Origin of the sequence: Lyngbya aestuarii BL J, assembly GCF_000478195.2 — a bacterium.
Lineage (GTDB): Bacteria > Cyanobacteriota > Cyanobacteriia > Cyanobacteriales > Microcoleaceae > Capilliphycus > Capilliphycus aestuarii.
The window spans coordinates 17,923-36,062 of record NZ_AUZM01000020.1; the positions used below are offsets into that span (position 1 = coordinate 17,923).

General features: G+C 40.8%; 14 protein-coding genes and 2 tRNA genes. 7 read left to right on the plus strand and 9 right to left on the minus strand.

Annotated features, from left to right (window positions below):
- The first annotated feature begins 213 nt into the window (after window positions 1–213).
- A tRNA-Arg gene (locus M595_RS10620) sits at window positions 214–287 on the plus strand.
- 433 nt (window positions 288–720) lie between these two features.
- Here M595_RS10620 and tnpA read toward each other — a convergent pair.
- Complete coding sequence (tnpA, locus tag M595_RS10625) at window positions 721–1,125, minus strand: IS200/IS605 family transposase (protein WP_023066194.1); 405 nt, start codon at window positions 1,123–1,125, stop codon at window positions 721–723.
- Between the two features lie 46 nt (window positions 1,126–1,171).
- Between tnpA and M595_RS10630 the strand changes: the two genes are divergently transcribed.
- On the plus strand, window positions 1,172–2,458 hold the full coding sequence (locus M595_RS10630; protein WP_023066196.1) for an RNA-guided endonuclease InsQ/TnpB family protein: 1,287 nt from the start codon (window positions 1,172–1,174) through the stop codon (window positions 2,456–2,458).
- 1,031 nt (window positions 2,459–3,489) lie between these two features.
- A complete protein-coding gene (locus M595_RS29220; RefSeq protein ID WP_275044460.1) occupies window positions 3,490–5,361 on the plus strand; it encodes an ATP-binding protein in 1,872 nt (623 codons plus the stop codon).
- 168 nt (window positions 5,362–5,529) lie between these two features.
- Here M595_RS29220 and M595_RS10640 read toward each other — a convergent pair.
- Both M595_RS10640 and M595_RS10645 read right to left on the minus strand, forming a co-directional pair.
- Window positions 5,530–5,600 (minus strand) — tRNA-Gly (locus M595_RS10640).
- 70 nt (window positions 5,601–5,670) lie between these two features.
- Window positions 5,671–9,156, minus strand: a complete 3,486-nt coding sequence (locus tag M595_RS10645) for a response regulator (protein ID WP_023066266.1) — start codon at window positions 9,154–9,156, stop codon at window positions 5,671–5,673.
- A 471-nt stretch (window positions 9,157–9,627) separates the two neighbouring features.
- On the opposite strand from M595_RS10645, the gene M595_RS10650 reads away from it, so the two are divergent.
- Complete coding sequence (locus M595_RS10650; protein WP_023066228.1) at window positions 9,628–10,263, plus strand: GNAT family N-acetyltransferase; 636 nt, start codon at window positions 9,628–9,630, stop codon at window positions 10,261–10,263.
- Here the strand turns inward: M595_RS10650 and larB are convergent.
- The 3 genes from larB to ispF are packed head-to-tail and all read right to left on the minus strand — an operon-like array spanning window position 10,260 to window position 13,337.
- Window positions 10,260–11,036, minus strand: a complete 777-nt coding sequence (gene larB / locus M595_RS10655; RefSeq protein ID WP_023066199.1) for a nickel pincer cofactor biosynthesis protein LarB — start codon at window positions 11,034–11,036, stop codon at window positions 10,260–10,262. The genes M595_RS10650 and larB overlap by 4 nt on opposite strands.
- Window positions 11,037–11,070: 34 nt before the next feature.
- Window positions 11,071–12,837 (minus strand): ABC transporter substrate-binding protein, encoded by a 1,767-nt coding sequence (locus M595_RS10660; RefSeq protein ID WP_023066217.1) that lies wholly within the window; start codon window positions 12,835–12,837, stop codon window positions 11,071–11,073.
- 23 nt (window positions 12,838–12,860) lie between these two features.
- Window positions 12,861–13,337 carry a 2-C-methyl-D-erythritol 2,4-cyclodiphosphate synthase gene (gene ispF, locus M595_RS10665; protein WP_023066264.1) on the minus strand — a complete coding sequence of 159 codons (477 nt, stop codon included), beginning with the start codon at window positions 13,335–13,337 and terminating at the stop codon, window positions 12,861–12,863.
- A gap of 223 nt (window positions 13,338–13,560) precedes the next feature.
- On the opposite strand from ispF, the gene M595_RS10670 reads away from it, so the two are divergent.
- On the plus strand, window positions 13,561–13,704 hold the full coding sequence (locus M595_RS10670) for a CAB/ELIP/HLIP family chlorophyll-binding protein (RefSeq protein ID WP_023066221.1): 144 nt from the start codon (window positions 13,561–13,563) through the stop codon (window positions 13,702–13,704).
- Window positions 13,705–13,925: 221 nt separating this feature from the next.
- Here M595_RS10670 and M595_RS10675 read toward each other — a convergent pair whose 3' ends face one another.
- Both M595_RS10675 and M595_RS10680 read right to left on the minus strand, forming a co-directional pair.
- Window positions 13,926–14,147 (minus strand): hypothetical protein, encoded by a 222-nt coding sequence (locus M595_RS10675; protein WP_023066210.1) that lies wholly within the window; start codon window positions 14,145–14,147, stop codon window positions 13,926–13,928.
- 246 nt (window positions 14,148–14,393) lie between these two features.
- Entirely contained in the window at window positions 14,394–14,774 is a 381-nt protein-coding gene (locus tag M595_RS10680; protein ID WP_023066230.1) for a response regulator, read from the minus strand.
- A 497-nt stretch (window positions 14,775–15,271) separates the two neighbouring features.
- Between M595_RS10680 and M595_RS31130 the strand changes: the two genes are divergently transcribed.
- Together M595_RS31130 and M595_RS10685 are read left to right on the plus strand one after the other, a co-directional pair.
- Entirely contained in the window at window positions 15,272–15,445 is a 174-nt protein-coding gene (locus M595_RS31130) for a hypothetical protein (RefSeq protein ID WP_023066198.1), read from the plus strand.
- A 552-nt stretch (window positions 15,446–15,997) separates the two neighbouring features.
- On the plus strand, window positions 15,998–17,428 hold the full coding sequence (locus tag M595_RS10685; protein WP_023066260.1) for an MFS transporter: 1,431 nt from the start codon (window positions 15,998–16,000) through the stop codon (window positions 17,426–17,428).
- Between the two features lies 1 nt (window position 17,429).
- On the opposite strand, the gene M595_RS10690 is transcribed toward M595_RS10685, so the two are convergent.
- The gene (locus M595_RS10690; RefSeq protein WP_056041122.1) at window positions 17,430–18,137 is read right to left on the minus strand and encodes a polysaccharide deacetylase family protein; all 708 of its coding nucleotides are present in this window, start codon (window positions 18,135–18,137) and stop codon (window positions 17,430–17,432) included.
- Window positions 18,138–18,140 lie beyond the last annotated feature (3 nt).

The following is an 18,140-nucleotide window of genomic DNA, read 5'->3' on the forward strand; positions in this document are numbered from 1 at the left end:
AGTCTCTAACACTGACCTCCGACGAGAAGCATAATTAGGGGGATTCCAGCTCCCTCCCAGAATAACACGAGTCAAGCACCCATCTTCGTCTGTTTGAGGGAAGCAAGTTCACGATTCGTTACAGCTCATCGGTCATTGAGTCACCTAAAATTGAACAGAAAATTTTAGACTTGACTTGGGTAAGCTATAATAAATCTCAAAGATTGTCATCTTGGGTGTGTAACTCAGGTGGATAGAGTAGCTGCCTTCTAAGCAGCGAGCCGCAGGTTCGAGTCCTGCCACACCCGTTCTGCCTACGCCAGTAACAGATAGGGGTTCTAGACCTGCACTGACCTACAGTCAGTCCTCTCATCCCTCGTTTTTCGCTCAACAAACTGAACGGCGATTTGCAACGCTCAACTGTAGTTTTTTAGATGGCTTTTGGATTCTTCTCCAATTCAAGTCGAGACAGCCGTTAACGATGGAATTTTCTCGGAAAAAAGCGATCGCCGATGAACCGTTGTATAACAATGTTAGCTGATTGGTAAAAAAATAATCCAGATCGACGCCGGAAGGTGGGGATTCGGGGGTAATATTATCTACAGTTTCAGCCGGGATAAACTTTCAAGCAGGATTATCAGGGATGCCAGACAACACGGGAAACAGTCCGGTAAAGTGGTAGCCCCTTGAATTTATTCAGGGGCGGAAACTTGCCACGAGCGACTAAAGTTCGCCTAAATACTACCAGTGATGCCTGTCTTCAATATATTCTTTGATTTTAGCGGTACTAATCTTTCCACTGGTTTCATAAAAATAGCTTCTAGGCCAGAGAGAAGGTAATTTTAATAATTCGGGAAATTCCTCTCTAAGTAATCTTGAAGATCTTCCTTTCATCGCTTTAGCAATATCAGCAATAGAGTGTTTAGAGTCATACTCAATCAGTAAATGTACATGGTCAGGTGCTATTTCTGTTGAACGGATAAACCAACCTTTCTCCTTCGCTACAGATTGAAATATTTCATTAAGTCGTTGTCTTATAGCACCTTTGAGAACGGGTTTACGCCTTTTAGGTATAAAACAAAGGTGAACTGTCGCCAAGCCTACAGAATGCGGGTCGTGGCGATATCCTTGAGAAGCTTCTCTCATGTTGACCGTTTTGTGGTTATCGACAAACCTATGCTAACATCTCTGTATGGTTAAACAATTTTTCGCACAAGTCAATCGACTGCCAGAAGACAATGAACTCAAAGCAGTTCTGGAATATCTTTGCACGGAGTCCAACAAACTTTATAACTGTGCGACATACTTAGCTCGTCAGTTGTATTTCAAAACTGGAAAAATTTCTAACGGACGCTGGTTATCAACGGTTATGAAAAATAATCCTCACGCCAAATCGATTTATGCGAGTGCGGCACAACAAACTTGTATTTCTGTAGGAGAAGCTTTTAAGGGGTTTAAAGTATTAAGTAAACTTTGGATCCAAGGTAGTTTACCTGAAAAACCTAAGCCACCTAAATACAGAAAGTCTGGGTTATTTCAGATTTCATATCCTAAGAAATGGCTAAAGTTTACCGATAATGGAATTAGAGTCCCACTTGGAACTAGCTGCAAAGTTTGGTTTAATCTTCAGTACATCTATTTACCATTCCCCAGCAATCTAATCTGGTCAAGGGTTAAAGAACTTCAAATCGTTCCTAGAGCGGGTTATTTTGATGCTGTCTGGATTACTTCTGAGGATATAGAACCTATTGTGTTTGATCTAAATCCAAATAATTTCTTGGCTTTAGACCCTGGTTTAGATAACTGGTTAACAGCAGTTAGCAATGTAGGCACTAGCTTTATTGTTGATGGCAAACATCTGAAATCATTAAATCAGTGGTATAACAAACGTGTTGCAACGATTAAAGAAAAAAAATCTCAGGGGTTTTGGTGTAAATTGCTTGACCAAACGACCGAAAAACGTAACAGACAGATGCGAGACGCTGTTAATAAAGCTGCGCGATTAGTCATTGATCACTGTTTAAATAACAAGATTGGCACTGTTATCTTTGGCTGGAACCGAGGTCAAAAACAGCAATCAAGCTTGGGTAGAAAGAACAATCAAAAATTTGTTTCTGTACCCACTGCTAAGTTAAAGTCTCGCATTCAACAACTTTGCGAGCAAAGTTGTTTAAGGTTTGTAGAAACAGAAGAAAGCTATACTTCCAAGTCTGATTCTTTAGCTCTTGATGCGATCCCAAAATACGGTGAAAAACCCGAAAAATGGAAACCATCAGGTAAAAGAATAACCAGAGGACAGTATAAATCTAAAACCGGATTAATCTTTAATGCTGATATTAACGGAGCATTAAACATTGCTCGAAAAGTAACCAGTTCGCTAGGAATTGATTTCAATCCTAACGATTTGGCTAGGGGCGTTTTGACATCGCCTAAGCGATTGAGGATTTGGGATGTTAATTTTAATATCTTAAGCTCTTAATAGTGCTGAAAGATTCCCCACGAATTTATTCGGGGGAGTGTCAAAACACCCGTAAACTCGGAAAATTGGGTATAGCGCTACGCTCCGGCAATCTTGCAAAAAGCAATAAGCGCAAAAGTTCGATTATCAAGGGTTTTCAGCCTTTACAAATGTCCTAACCTTAGTGAGTAGCGCTATAACAGAGCGGTTGGCTGAGATTGAGGAAATCAACAAGCCATCGGAACAAGTTGAGCAACTGCTTGAACTAGCCGGCTCGTTTGTTGCCCTCTTCTTTAGAGGTGTTCCAACAGGCATTGGATGCCGCCGAAAAGATTGAGTCTGAGAGATACCGCTCACGCGCCGGGAGCGGCAATCGCTAATTTTGATTAGTGATAATAATTTTAATTCCCTACAGTTCACCCAAATTATCACCTTAGCTGTAGAGATCGAGGAGCTGAGGGAATATTCTAAAAAGAGGACAGAGAATTCGAGAAGTTACCGAAAAGCTGGGAGTTAATCGGTGTGTCAATGCCTCAATTTCTGCGAAAGTCAGAGTCACTTTGCTTTTGTCGCAATCATACAAATAATCCAGGAGTGGCTGGTATTTGCTGCCCTCTCTCCTGTCGTTTGATCTAACTCAAATATCTAGGAAGCCATAAATTGAGAGAGGATGAGCAACTTACCTTTTGCGAGGAGACATTCTCAACCGATCTGGGGATTGCTACTGACAACCCCCCTTTTGCCTGACTTTAGTTGTAGGGTATGGGATTTATTTAGTTAAATTAAACGAACGAAATTAATTTGTTAAACCAGCTAAATATCAGCTATTTCACCAAATTAATTTGTTATGAACGAAATCTCATCTGGTACTTGACACCTCGTGTCATCCGAAACAATGTTGAAAAAATTCAGCTTGTTCAGTATACTAAAAAATAGTATTCTTCTACCCTTAAACTTTACTTTCTTGTGCGTATATGCCTCAGTTTCCATAAATCTCTTATACACACTCTCTATCTGAACTTTCAGTTAATCGCAAAAATCCTTGTGAAGTTATTCGCGAATTAATCTCTAACTCCTACGATGCTCAAGCATCAAGTATAGAGATCTATCCTTTGTTACAATATGAAGGCTTAATCTTCTTTGATGATGGTACAGGGATGAGTGAAATAAAGGAGTTTAATGAAATCAGTCCTTACAAAGCTTTTTTCTCAATAGGTAGAACGACCAAAACTAGGGGCAAATCTATAGGTTACAAGTGCCAAGGTTCAAAGCTGTGCTTTGCTTCTAGTAAGATCACTTTAATCACCCGTTGTAGTGATGAGAAGAACTGGCGTTCAATATCTATTGACAACCCTAAAACAAACTTGAACATTGATTATGATATTTCATCTAAAAGTGATGATACACCTTGGTTGACCTTGGAAAAATTATTCAATATCCCCGATAACCGAACATCACCTATCCTTCAGTATCTTAATCAATCTTGGTTTAATAAAAAGTTTGTTAATGGAACAATGATTATTCTTCAATGGATTGAGGTGGAAGATTACTCATCATTTTATGATCCATCCCCTAATTTTGATAAGTCTTATATTAGAAATTATATAAGATTTAATACAAGGCACGGAGATATGAGAATTTTACGACCAAGAACAACTGGATTTCCATCAAGTAAAGCTGAACTTTTTAAACATACTCCTGGATACAATGATTCTTGTCAATTATCTATTTGGACAAAAGACAAACTCACCAAAATTTCTTCGGGTTATCCCTATTTAGAACAGCCCAATAATCTAGAACATTTGACGATCAAAAAACCTAAAGAGGTATCGAGATTAAGCGATGGCAGATTTCATGACACAAACGCTACAACCTTTGAATTTCAGGAGAGAACTTACTGCATTACCTTGGCAATAGATGGCCACCGCCGAGCGCTTGAATTGTATAAAGAACTTGATAGGCAGGGAAGACAGGGAAGAAGATCGGGAATTCGCTTAACTGATCAAAGAGGTACATTTATCTGTTCAGAGGGAGTAAAAATTTGTCAATATAATGAGTTATTTGACCATAGTGATTTAGCAGACTATACCATACTTAGTAGTAGTAAAGCACAATCCCATTACATTTTAATGATTAACGGAAGCTTTCAAGTCGTGACCGACAGAAATTCATTGAGTGAAGGGGGATTAAAACTTATGAAAAACGATAATTTTATCAAAAAAATTAAATCTTTCTTGGATCAATTCCAAAGGGAAAGCGAAGTTTTTCAACAGCTTATAACAAGGCTTAAGCAAGAAAATCAGTCTTTTAAAATCGATCAATATATCAGCCAAATTAATTCATTAAAGGAAAATATTATATATAGACCAAGATTTCAAGTAAGGGATATTGATCATCTTCAGGGCAGATGGCTAATAGAACCCTCTATAGGAGAAGAGCATTGGGTTGGTGCTTTATACACTATGTTTTCTCATCTTGTTCCTGTTGACTCACAATATGCTCATTTTTGGTTAAGACCACTTACTTTTTCGGGTACGGGAATTGATAGCATGGCTGTAGAGATTCAAGAAAAAAGTTTAGGGCAAAATGTTCAGAAAGGCTTAGAATACAAGTATACCTTTGACGAAAGAGACGAGTTTAATCATCCACTGATAGTAACCGATCAAATCGTATGTTGGGATATGAAGATTCCAAAAGATGGTGAGCAAATAAAAGACTCTTACGATTACTTTGGATCTGTAGCTTTATCTGAAGAATTGGATGGCATAGGATACGAAATTACAAATATCCAAAGCTACACAGGTGAAGTCAGTAATGGTAAAATAAAGGTTATTAGCCTCAAAAAGCTTCTTGATAAATCTTTTAATTGTGAATGGGTAACTCCCCCCGATAAAAACTCTAAAAGAAAAAAGGGAAAGAGGTAAGTTTTTTATATTGCTCTCTGCTCAATCACAAAAATATGTTACCAATGACAAATCAACCTCTATGGAAGTCTTTCTTTTACCCTCACTTGCTGTCTCGTTTGTAAACAGTCAATCAGATTACAGAGATCAGAAGACTGAAAGCGTTACACTATGAGAAATTGAATAAAAAGCGGGTGGGGGGAATCGAACCCCCATCATTAGCTTGGAAGGCTAAGGTTTTACCACTAAACTACACCCGCAAGATTGCAGTTCTATTATAATAGCACAAGTTTTGAAAAGTTGAGCAATTTTTGAGCAAAAATTTTGAGGTCACTCAGTAATCGGCTCAGAACTAATCATAAAGGTGGATACAGGTTCATCAATCCCCTTCAATGACTGCATTTCCTCCGAGAGGATTTCCCGTTGGTCGAGGTATTGTGCGACTTCTGCTGAGACTAAAATACTGTTGGGACAAGCCACTTCCTGTAAACGAGCCGCAATATTAACCGAAGGGCCAATTGCCGTGTAATCTGATCGCTCCTTGGACCCAAACATTCCAACAACTGCCATCCCCTGATGAATCCCGCAGCGAAAACGAATCGGTTCAACACCATTCTGACCGACTAAGCTTCGTTCTTGCCAACTGAGGTTTAGCTGCTCTAAAGCCCGCAACATCGCCCGTGCAGAAGCCAATGCCCGCCTCACCTGTTCGTCTGGGGGTAACTCTTGCGGCGCCCCGTACAACGCCATCACCGCATCTCCGATAAACTTATCAACCGTTCCGCCATTTTCAAATACCGCTTGAGTCATTGCGGCTAAATATTCATTTAAAACCTGAGCAATCCGGCGAGACTGAAGTTGATTTGACATTCGTGTAAACCCAACAATATCCGTAAATAAAATCGTGACTAAACGGGGTTCTGGGTTTAAATCTAACACCAAATCACCTGCTGCCGCTCGTTCAACCATCGGAGGGGGTAAAAACCGCTTTAAAACGGATTCTGTCAAATATCGATTTAATTCCGCAACCCGACGTTCATTTTCTTTTAGCGCTCGTAAATTACGAACTTCAGCGAGTAATTCTCGATCATTAAACGGCTTAGAAACATAAGCATCAGCACCTCGTTCAACGCCTTCAATGCGGGTATCCTCATCCGCTTTTGCGGTTAATAAAATAATCGGAGTCCCTTTTAACTGAACATCTTCGCGAATCATGCGAATTAAATCCAACCCCGATATAACAGGCATCATTAAATCAGTAATAATCACTTCGGGACGATAGGTTTTAGCTTGTTCAAATCCTTCTGCACCATTACGAGCCATAACAACATTAAACTTAGCTGTTTTTAAAATATTAGATAAATAGCGACGCAAATCGGGGTTATCATCAACAACTAAAATTGTATTTTCTAAAGGTTCAGAAGTTGTAATCAGGTGATTATCTGCCAAAATCTCCTCTGTTGTATTAGAGACTTCATCCTCACTCAATTCAACTTCCACATCTGACAATTCTACCGCCGCTCGTCTAGGATTCAACTCAGCGGGAACTTCTAAAACCTGATCTGCCGGTAAATGAGCAATTCCGGTTTGTAGCCAAATTGTAAATGTTGTACCTTCGCCATAAACTGAGTCTACAGAAACTTGACCTCGATGTAAATCTACCAACTCTTTGACTAAAGCCAATCCTAAACCACTCCCTTCATAGGAGCGATTGGTGGAACCTTCGGCTTGACGAAAGCGTTCAAATAGATGGGGTATTTGTTCGCGATGAATCCCGATTCCCGTATCTTTAACTTGTAAACGACAATAACTTCCAGAGGGTTCTAAACTCACATAAATAACACCATTTTCTGGAGTAAACTTCATGGCATTAGAAAGGAGATTATAAAGAACTTTATCAAACCGTTCTAAATCCAAATAAATGGGTTCACAAAGTTGTAGAGTAATTTCAAGTCTAATCCCTTTTTTCTCACAATAGGGTTGAAAAGATTCAACTGTTTGGCGACAAAACTCCACAAGATCACAAGGACGAAAACTCGGTTGCATTCGTCCGGCATCAAATCGTTGTAAATCCAGTAATTGATTCACTAGGCGCAAAAGTCGCCGGGAATTTCGCAGGGCTATTTTAGCTTGTTCATAGGGTAAATCTTGGGTCTGATTAATAGCCGCTTCTAAAGGGCCGATCATCAGCGTTAACGGAGTGCGAAATTCGTGAGAAATATTCTGAAAAAATTCTGTTTTCAAGCGATCAACTTCGAGTAATCTTTCGGCTTGTTGGCGAGTTTTTTGATAAAGACGGGCTTGTTGTACGGCTAAGGCAGCTTGAGCCGCAACCACTTGAACTAAATTGACTTCCGCTTCAGTCCACTTGCGAATGGAGTCATTTTGACGCAGAGAAATACTCCCAATAATTTGATCATCTAGAAGTAAAGGAACCACCATTAACGCCTTCGATGGCGATCGCAAAGGAAGCTCAATTAAGTTCCAGTCTGGTTTTTTTGTCAAATCATTAATAACAACAGGATTTTGAGTATCTAATAAGCGTTGAAGAACCGGATTTCCGCGAATGGGAACGGCTGACTGGGGTAAATTTTCTGGGCTTTTAGCATCAGCAGAAGTTTCATCTATTTGATCAACTTCATCTATTTCATCTTCTGACCAGTCTCGGACAACAGAAGTTTCATAGTGAGCATCATACAACCCCACACATTGCACAAATTCATCCTCTTTCGTCCACAAAGATAGGGCGCAACCATCAACGCTGAGGGCTTGTCCGAGTTGTTGAGTAATAGCCGCAAAAATCTTCTGAGGATCGAGACTCGAACGAATCGCAGCAGTGATAGTATTAACAAGAACTTCACGTTTAGCCAGTTCTTGAACTTGTTCGTAGGCACGAGCTTGAGACAGAGCAAGGGCAGCTTGATCGGCAACCGTAATAATCAACTGGACTTCGTGATCGAGCCATTCTCGCACCTCATCAACTTGGTGCATAGCCAGAACAGCCATCAGTTCTTGTTGATAAAACAACGGTACAATCAAACTAGAGCAGATATTCGCAGCAGTGTAGGCTTGTTTTCGGGCAAGAAGTTCTTCACTTTCAGCTTGAATTCGCTCATCAGTCTGGGCATCTGGGATAATATCAACCTCGGTGGTTTCCCAAACCAGCGTTTTAAACTCAGAATTTTCAATTCCAAAGTCAGACTCTTTCAAACGAGACGCTTGATAGACAAACCATTCCTCAACCATTTCTCCGTCTTGAAACGGTTGTAAGATACAGTAACTCACCTCAAACATTTGTCCAACGGTTTCGACAATGCGTTGCAGCATTTCCCGATAGTTCAGCGCAGAACGAATCGTGCTAGTAACGGCGTTGAGGAGAGATTCTTGTTGTAATGCTCTTTTGAGTTCTTCGGTACGAGTTTTGAGGACGTTGTGGGTTTCTAAGGCTTGGTTAACGATCACCTTAAGTTCTTGAGCTTCCCAGGGTTTGGTTACATACTTAAACACCTGGCCTGAGTTGATCGCTTCAACTAAATCCTCAACGTCAGTATAACCCGTCAACAAAATCCGAATCGCATCCGGGTATTGAGTTGCGGCCACACTCAAGAGTTCAGTCCCACTCATTTGAGGCATTCGCTGATCAGAGATAATCACAGCAACGTCCTCTTCTTGGGCTAAAATTTCTAAAGCTTGGGGCGCACTGTCAGCTCTCAAGACTTTGTATGCTCGATAGAACGTTCGATAGAGCAGGTCTAGGTTGTCCGGTTCGTCGTCAACAACTAGAATTTTGGGTTTAGATTTCTTAAGGAAATTCATGCACCGCTCTCCTGCTGCAAAAGCGAATGATGTCAATGGTAAAGTAGAATACGGGGGGCAAGTGATCAGTAATCACAGTTGCCGGAGAATCGCAATTGAGTCAGCATAACGGCTTACATAGGTTTAGATATAACATTCTTGAGATTTTGGGAGTTTGTCTAAAATGCACCCAGATCAATCATATTCTGATCTCTTGTTTATTGGTATGAGACGGCAACAGATGACTTCTGAATCCCTTCAGCAGGACTGCATTTATTGGTTTTAAGATCCCTGAATTTCCCAGTGTACTCCAAACTGTTGACGGTCTGGCTCTATACTAAAAAAGTATCTGATTGAGTGAGCGTGTATCTTTGTCTTCATTTTACAGTGACTAACCAGATGATGGCTTGATTAGATTATCCTTTGTGATCGGTGCAATTCCATTGAGTAAATCTAAGATCAGTTAAAGTGTCATAGCATGAACTGAGAATTGTGAATCCATTCTTCTTAACCTCAAAGTCTCAAAATCCGCCTGTTTCTGGATATTCTCCCAATCCTTCTCATTTGAGTGTCCGGGTTGCTACATCGGCTGATTTACTAGGATTAACAGATGTTTTAGCCGAAAGCTTCCACTCGCGCATTGGCGTTCTCGGATGGATCTATCCGATTTTACGTTTAGGAATTTATGAAGATTTACGCAACCGTCTCGCCAATTCCCCAGATTATTATGTCTGTCTGGTTGCTGTGAGTTCAAGTTCTCCGGGGGGTTCAGTCAATCAGTCCCCGACCACCACGGATGTCTTAGTCGGAACGGTTGAAATGGGACTGCGATCGCCCAATGTTTGGATTGCTTCGCGATCACGTCAGTTCCCGTATTTGTCGAACCTGGCGGTTCATCCAGAGTATCGACGCTTGGGAGTCGCCCAACAATTACTCTCTCGCTGTGAGTTGATTGCCAAACAATGGGGATACTCTCAACTTTACCTCCACGTCCTAGAAGATAATCATCCGGCTAAACGATTGTACTTCAAAGCTGGTTATCGGCTAGCTGAAATTGATCGGGCTTGGAATTCCATGCTCTTTGGCCAGCCAAAACGACTCTTTATGCGGAAAACCCTCAAAACTTAAGGGGAGGTTTGTTGTTTTTGGGCAACTCGTAAGATCTGGCCGGCTAAAATCGCCGCACCAAATCCATTATCAATGTTCACGACTCCGACTCCCGCCGCACAGGAGTTTAACATCGTTAACAAGGGGGCTAAACCGTTTAAACTGGCTCCATAACCAACACTGGTGGGGACAGCAACAACCGGACAGTCGGCTAAACCTGCGACTACACTGGGTAATGCTCCCTCCATTCCCGCCACAACAATCAATACATCCGCCTCAGCGATTAAATGCCAATTACTCAACAAGCGGTGTACTCCGGCGACTCCGACATCCCAGAGCCGCTTGACGGGAAAGCCGCACAAATTTGCAGTCACGGCAGCTTCTTCGGCGACGGGTAAATCGGCGGTTCCGGCGGTTAAAATCGTAATCGTTCCCGATAATCGCGGGGGCGAAGTTGGCGAGGTGATCGCACAAATTCGAGCGGTGGGATAATAAACTAAATCTGGAATTGTAGCGGTTAATTTTTCATAGACATCAGCTTCAATGCGAGTTGCCATCACAGTCGGGTGATGTTGTCGCATCGCTTGGATAATTTCGATAATTTGTTCTGGGGTTTTACCTGGCCCCCAAATCACTTCGGGGAAGCCTGTTCTCAGCTTGCGATGGTGATCAATTCGAGCAAAATCTCCAACGGGTTCAAAGTCGAAATGTTTGATTTTTTGCAAGGCTTCTGTCGGACTCATGTAACCGTTGGCGACAGATTCGAGTAAATCTTGTAAAGCTTCTGGATTCATCTCAAAGTTTTGGGGATTATTTCAAAGTGTTTAATTATTCTTCAATTTTGAGTTCGTACAAATTCCAAAATGCACCGCCCAAGGGTGTATATTCTAAATTTTCAATCCGATCGCGAATCGCCTCAAATGAGAGTGGATTCACCATATATAAAAAGGGCAGTTCTTCGGCGATAATTTGTTGTGCTTGACCATAAAGTTCTTGGCGTTTTTCTTCATCTAACTCTTGAGATGCTTGTACATAAAGATCATCGATTTGTTGTTCCCAATCGGCAACTTTCCAACCGACAATATCTTCCTGTCCAGGTTGTGGGCCTTGATTGAAACTATGTAATCGTCCGTCAACTGACCAAATCACATAACCCCCATGAGGCTCAAACCCACCGGTAAAGCCACCCAAATAAGTCTCCCAGTTTCGATTTCTTAAGCGGTTTACATAGGCATTAAACTCTAAAGGCTGAGTATACACTTTAATTCCCAGTTTAGCCAAATCCTGAGTAATTTGGGTTGCCATTTGCGCTCTAATTTTGTTTCCGGAGGCAATCATTATTGTCCATTGAACGGGATTATCTTCTTGATCGACTAAGCGACCATTTTTGAGTTTAAATCCTTCCTGCGCGAGAATTTCTTTTGCCTTTTCTAAGTTAAATTCATAGGTTTTTAGTCCTTCTTCGGGAGATAAGTAGTAAGGACTTTGTACAGGAATCGGAGAATGTTTTAACGCCCCCAACCCCAAATAAATATTATTTTTCATCACCTCACGATTAATGGCATAATAAATCGCTTGTCGAAATTGTTTATTATTAAACCAACGAGATTTAACAGGTTGAACAAAAGGCTGATCCGTTGTAGCATTTCGGCCTTGATTGAGATTAAAAGCTAGGGAAACTGTTCCCGTATCTGGGCCAGAAGTATAAATTGTATATTTCCCTCGTTTTTCTTCGGGTTTCAAGAGTGGATACGCTTCGGGTTGAACATCTAAACTATCTAACGCCCCAGAGCGAAAATTGAGCAGTTGAGTATCGGTACTTTCCATGATTTGCCAAACAATTTGCTCAATATAGGGTTGTTCATTTCCCTGTTCATCTTGACGCCAATAGTAAGGATTTTTTTGTAAAATAACTCGCTGGTTCTGTGCATAACTTTCGAGACGATAGGCGCCATTTCCCACAATTTTATCGGGATCGGTATCGGTTCCCCAAGTGCTGAGAAATACGGGATTTCCGTCTTCATCAAGGGTGTTAACCGATTCAGCTAAGGCATGAGCAGGTAAAATCGGTAAACCGCCTGCATAGCGCAAAAAAGGTGCAAAAGGTTCTGGAACCGAAAATTCTACCCGGCGATCATCGAGCTTTTTAACGGTGGGAAATTGACCAGTTTCTCCCACTCGCAAAATATCAGCGGCTCCACTGGGAATTTTTTCGTTGAGATAGATTTGATTGTAGGTAAAAATAATATCATCAACGGTCATATCTTCTCCGTCAGACCACTTTAAATTGTCTCGCAATGTAATCACAATTTTTTGGCCATCAGCAGAAACTTCCCAAGATTCAGCAAGGCTAGGTTCGAGTTCACTTGTGTAGGGATTTTCTCGTAATAATGAGTCGTAAATATAGCCAAAAACACTATAAGCTGAACTATTAAGGGGGTAATTAAAGGTTGCAGGCCCGCTCGGGGTGGGAACGACTAAACGAGAAGGAAGGGTTGATTTTGCAGGGCCACAGGCGGAAAGCGTGATCGCTAAAACGACTGTGATCGTGATGCTGAGTCCACGACGCCAAATCTGGATGAGAGGATCTTTCATAACTTGCACTAACTTCAATTCAATTAAGCTTCTAACAAGGCGACAGCATAAGCGGCTATTCCTTCTTCTCGTCCCACTGGGCCTAATTTTTCGTTGGTTGTGGCTTTGATCCCGACTTGTTCAGGTTCGATCTGAAGAACTTGGGAAATGCGATCACGCATTGCTGAAATGTGAGGTTTTAGCTTAGGCTGTTCGGCCACGACGACAGAATCAATATTTCCCACTTTCCAACCCCGTTGCTGAATCATTTGATGGACTTGAGCGAGTAGAACTAAACTATCTGCACCTGTCCATTTTTCATCGGTTGGCGGAAAGTAGAGTCCGATATCACCGAGACTGAGTGCGCCTAACATTGCGTCCATGATAGCGTGTGTCAACACATCTGCATCGCTGTTTCCGAGGAGTCCGCGTTCGTGTTTGATATGAACTCCACCCAAAATTAATGGCCGTCCCTCTACTAGACGGTGGATATCATAGCCGTTACCGATCCGAATATTCATGGCTGGTATCAATCTATCGCTTCTTTACAATAGTTCATTATCGGATGAGCAGGTTCAGACTGGTTACTGTTGACCCAAAAATTAGGAGTCTAGTTTGTTGTGGGGCTGTAGCGTAGTCCCGATGCCCCCACTTTTAGCGGTTGTAAAAAAATGTTGCAGGTTTTAGGTCTATATGTTAAGTTATGTATAGGTGACAGAAACAAAAAAAAAGGAGTCTTTAGACATGGAAAACCAAGAAGCTAAATTTGGATTTACAGAGTTTGCAGAGACTTGGAATGGCCGTCTGGCTATGTTAGGTTTTGTAATCGGACTTGCAACCGAATACCTAACTGGACAAGGCATTCTTTCTCAAATCGGCATAATGTAAGCGATTCACTGAAGTCAGTTGAATTGTTTAGTGCTGCCATACATAATAGTTGAGCTATAGTTGATCAGGTTTCCGAGAGCAATGCTTCGGGAGCCTTTAGTTTTGATATTAATAAAATAAACACAAAAAAATCCTCAGAACTAGAGAGTAGGAGGATGTTTAAAATGTAATTTAAAATCGATGATCAAAACCGAAGTCTATTTTTTAAATCTTTTTTTCATTTATCGCAAACTAGAGCTTTCAGGAAGATAAAATTTGTACCAGCCTAACAACCCACACAAAATCAAGATTTGAACACTCCAATGGGTAAATGCAAATCCCCACACAAAACAAATAAGTCCAGTTAATCCCGCTAAAATAAACAGTATATCTTCGGACGTTTGTAAATAGATCCAGACGGAACACAGTGTAAAAGCGAGTAAAAGTATATAAACCCCAGGCATAGTTGACACCTCCTTGGGAATCTGTAGATAGTCACCTGGTTTGGATAGACTATCTTTACTATATATTTAAAGGTAAAGGTAAAACATCTCGAACTGACTAAATCAATCAATATTGTTACAAAACTTGATACTGAAGCTTACAAAACTTGATATTTTAGAGGAAAATTGACATCAAAAACAATAAAAATTTAGTGGCTCTATATTCGGTGTCAAAATAATAATTTTGGATAGAGTTGAATGGTGATGTCAAACTCTGCCCCCATCTAAAATTTGAGTCACTAAATTCCCTAAACTCAGAGGATCAAAGGGTTTAGTGATCACTCCACTCACTCCTAACTCCGCAAATTTTCGGTGTTGATGAGTTTGTACTTGCGCTGTTAGTAAAATCACAGGAATATGTTGAGTTTTGGGGTCAGCCAGAAGCTTTTGAAATGTCATCAGTCCATCCCATTCTGGCATCATTACATCAAGCAAAATAGCGTCTGGTTGTTCTTCACGGGCAAGGAATAGTCCTTCCTGACCTGATGAAGCTGTAATCACTCGCCACGCTAAAAGATATTCTAAAGTGATTTGGGCAACTTCGCGAATATCGTCTTCATCATCAATGAGTAAAATGTATTTAGTCATTTTGTTCACAAGTTCTAGAATTCTATACACCGAAAGGAATAAGGTATTGATTATATCTATTGCAATCATTGGGCTGAAAATTTTGGCATAGACCTCGTAAGATTTTACACATTTGTTTAGACCATTAACGAGAATTGATTAAGGGTTGCAGTGACCTGTCTAGATTGAAGTAATCATCAACAACAATGGACTAAAAGTTGCAGGTGGACAATCCCAAAGTTTACTCAAATTTGACTCTGGTGAGTCGCCCTATCCTAAAACTGCATCGATTTGATTCAAATATTCGATTTTTTTCTTGAATTTTATCAACATTTCCGAGAAAATGTAATTAATCTATAGATTCAGTGAAACTGAACAAAACTACTCAGGGGTAGGAGATCAAGTTTCGGCTAGAACCCTAAAAAACGAGAAAAAGTTCAAAGGGGATTTCTATTCTTCAGAGGGTTATGCTCGGGGACACTATTTGAGAACGAGTCATTTCACATTCAAGGTAGGGTATGAACAACGGAACTAAAAATCAGTCTCAAGAACTTCTCCTCAATATCAGCTATGAGGAATTTAACTTTGAACGATGGGCGCAAGCCGTAAAACCTCAGCTAATAGCAGCTTTGCGAGGCAATTTTACGACAACACTTCAACCCTGGAAGCAGGTTCAGCAGAAAAAAGACTGATGGGTTTCAAACCTTCTGCATTATAAAATTTATTTGATTAAAAAAACGTATTAAACCATTTGGATCTTCTAGAGTGATAACGATCAATTAATATCAAACAAAGCTGATGAATTTTTTCGCAGCACAGCTTATATTAAATAACTCGTTAACAATCCACTCTGGAAGATCCCTTTTTTTGAAACCAATACTGAAATTTGACCAAGTATGTTCACACCTTTTTAGTGTTTTTTCACCTGGAAAACTGGGTAAAATCGAGAGGGTCAGATGATTGATCGGGAGATTTTTATTTGGAGTAAGCTAAATTTTCAGGGTCACAGAATTGCTTTTGAGGACTCTCAAAATATTTGCCTATAACGAATTTTAAAATAATCTTTTACTGAGTGATCATACAGAGTCTAGGAGATCCAAAAAGTTCTGCTGAGAGATTTGCCTTCTTGAATCAAAGACCTAAGATAGATTCTAAACACCGAGAAAACGTGATATAGTTTCGTTCGTATTTTACCTCTGTATAAATCCACACCCGTATCAGCCCTCCTACGCGGAATTGCCAGAATGACAACAACTGCAACTCAACCCCTCTCCTTTGAACAACGCCTCGACGCCTCCCCCATTACCCCTGTGATGTGGCTACTCTGGGCATTATCGGCGGGACTCATCGCTTTAGATGGCTTTGATTTTTTTATCATTGGTGTCGCCCTTCCCTTTCTACAGCGAGACTTTAACTTGGGTTCTACGCAGATCGGGGCGGTAGCAGTGGCGGCGATCGCCGGATCAATGGTTGGTGCCTTCACCCTCGGCCCAATTACGGATAAACTTGGACGTCAACTGATGTTGATGGTGGATGTCGCCATTTTTGTCTTCGCAACAGCAGGAACCGCCCTGGCTTGGGATGCGACTTCATTAATTTTCTTTCGGTTTCTCGTGGGTGTCGGAATTGGGGCGGACTATCCGATCAGCGTGTCTTATATTACCGAAAATGTTCCCTCTCGGTTGCGAGGTCGGATGGTAATTGGTGCGTTTACATTTCAAGCCGTCGGTGCGCTTTTGGGCGCTGTTACCGGACTAACGGTGATTCATATTTTTCAAATTGTTTATCCTGACTCGCCTTTACCCATGATTCAATATGCGTGGCGTTGGATGTTGGGAGTCGGATTAATTTTAGCGATCGCAGTCGGTGTTTTACGGATTAGTTTCTTACTTGAAAGTCCGCTTTATCATATCAATCGAGAAGAATACGATGAAGCCTCAAAAGCTGCCTCTACATTACTCGATGAACCGATTAATATTACCCCAGAAACTGATCCTCCCAAGCAAGAATCTCGTTTATCTTATTCTGCTTTATTTTCCTGGCAATATTTGCGCCGGACAATATTAGCGTCTGTTCCTTGGTTTTTACAAGATATTGCGACTTATGGAATTGGGATTTTTACCCCGACAATTATTGGGGCTTTGGCGTTTGCAGGGAAAGAAAGCTTTATCGCTAGAGAAAAGGCTTCAGCAATGGGATCGGCTTTTGTTGATATCTTTTTAATTGTTGGCTTTCTAATTGCCGTGCTATTAATTGAGCGGGTCGGACGAATTCGCCTGCAAGTGATCGGCTTTATTGGAATGGCTGTCGGCTTATTAATATTGGCTGCTTCTAATACTTTGTCTTTAAGTCCAGGAACAAGTATTATTTTGGTTTTTGTGGGTTTCTTTGTGTTTAATTTAATGATGAATTCTGGCCCAAACTCAACTACATTTCTGTTATCGGGTGAAGTATTTCCGACTTCTATTCGGGCGAGTGGTGCGGGCTTTGCGGCTGCTTTTGCTAAAGCGGGTGCGGTTATCGGTGCGTTTACATTACCGATTTTACAGCATTCAGTCGGTGTTCCTGTGTTGCTATTTTTACTGGCTTTAATTTGTCTGTTTGCAGCCGCTTTAACCTATCTCTTTCGGGTGGAAACGAGAGAAAGATATTTGGACTCTGTTGAAGTAAAATAGGTTAATGTTGTTCAACAAGTTCAGTTAAACTGACGATTCGATAATTCTTTTGAGTTAATTCCAACAACAGTTTCTCCAATGCTAAAACTGTATTTTTAGATCTTCGCATTGAACCTCCATGCAGCACTAAAATGGCTCCTGGAAATACAAATTGAGAGACATAACTCACTGTAAAGAGCGGGTTTTCTGTTAACATATAAGTGTCAAGTGGAATCATCGAAGCAAGAGCAAACTGACGATTGTATTCTTCGGTTTCAGAAAGTTTTAGTAAAGATTGAAGCATGGTTGGATTGTAACGACCTCGCCCGGGTCTAAACCATTTAATTTTGGCTTCTGTTTCTTCTGTTAATTCTTGATGGGCTTTCAACAATTCTTCTTCAAATTCTTCAGGTTCTAAGTCAGCATGGGTACGGTCAAAAACACCATGATTGCCAATTTCATGCTGTTGGTCTAAAATGTTAATGATTGCATCTTTTTTTTCCATCAAATAACTTGTGGTTAGGAAAAATGTTGCTTTTGCTTGTTGTTCAACTGTTGTGACTTTTTGGTTGTGTTGACCAATTGCATCTAAAATTAATTGAGTTGAGGTATCCCCAACATCATCAATGGTGAGTGCAATGACAGGTTTAACCGTAGGCTGATAAAACAAAGCGTCTGGGAAAGCTTGGGCGACAAAAGAAGCGAGAGGTTGAGTTAGAGAAAACATCATGAA

Coding starts and splice junctions, on each gene's coding strand:
- larB (WP_023066199.1), bottom strand. CDS start 11,036: ATGAATCCAGAAGCTTTACAAGATTTACTCGAATCTGTCGCCAACGGT.
- M595_RS10645 (WP_023066266.1), bottom strand. CDS start 9,156: ATGAATTTCCTTAAGAAATCTAAACCCAAAATTCTAGTTGTTGACGAC.
- M595_RS10675 (WP_023066210.1), bottom strand. CDS start 14,147: ATGCCTGGGGTTTATATACTTTTACTCGCTTTTACACTGTGTTCCGTC.
- M595_RS10630 (WP_023066196.1), top strand. CDS start 1,172: ATGGTTAAACAATTTTTCGCACAAGTCAATCGACTGCCAGAAGACAAT.
- M595_RS10680 (WP_023066230.1), bottom strand. CDS start 14,774: ATGACTAAATACATTTTACTCATTGATGATGAAGACGATATTCGCGAA.
- M595_RS10685 (WP_023066260.1), top strand. CDS start 15,998: ATGACAACAACTGCAACTCAACCCCTCTCCTTTGAACAACGCCTCGAC.
- tnpA (WP_023066194.1), bottom strand. CDS start 1,125: ATGAGAGAAGCTTCTCAAGGATATCGCCACGACCCGCATTCTGTAGGC.
- M595_RS10660 (WP_023066217.1), bottom strand. CDS start 12,837: ATGAAAGATCCTCTCATCCAGATTTGGCGTCGTGGACTCAGCATCACG.
- M595_RS10670 (WP_023066221.1), top strand. CDS start 13,561: ATGGAAAACCAAGAAGCTAAATTTGGATTTACAGAGTTTGCAGAGACT.
- ispF (WP_023066264.1), bottom strand. CDS start 13,337: ATGAATATTCGGATCGGTAACGGCTATGATATCCACCGTCTAGTAGAG.
- M595_RS10690 (WP_056041122.1), bottom strand. CDS start 18,137: ATGATGTTTTCTCTAACTCAACCTCTCGCTTCTTTTGTCGCCCAAGCT.
- M595_RS31130 (WP_023066198.1), top strand. CDS start 15,272: ATGAACAACGGAACTAAAAATCAGTCTCAAGAACTTCTCCTCAATATC.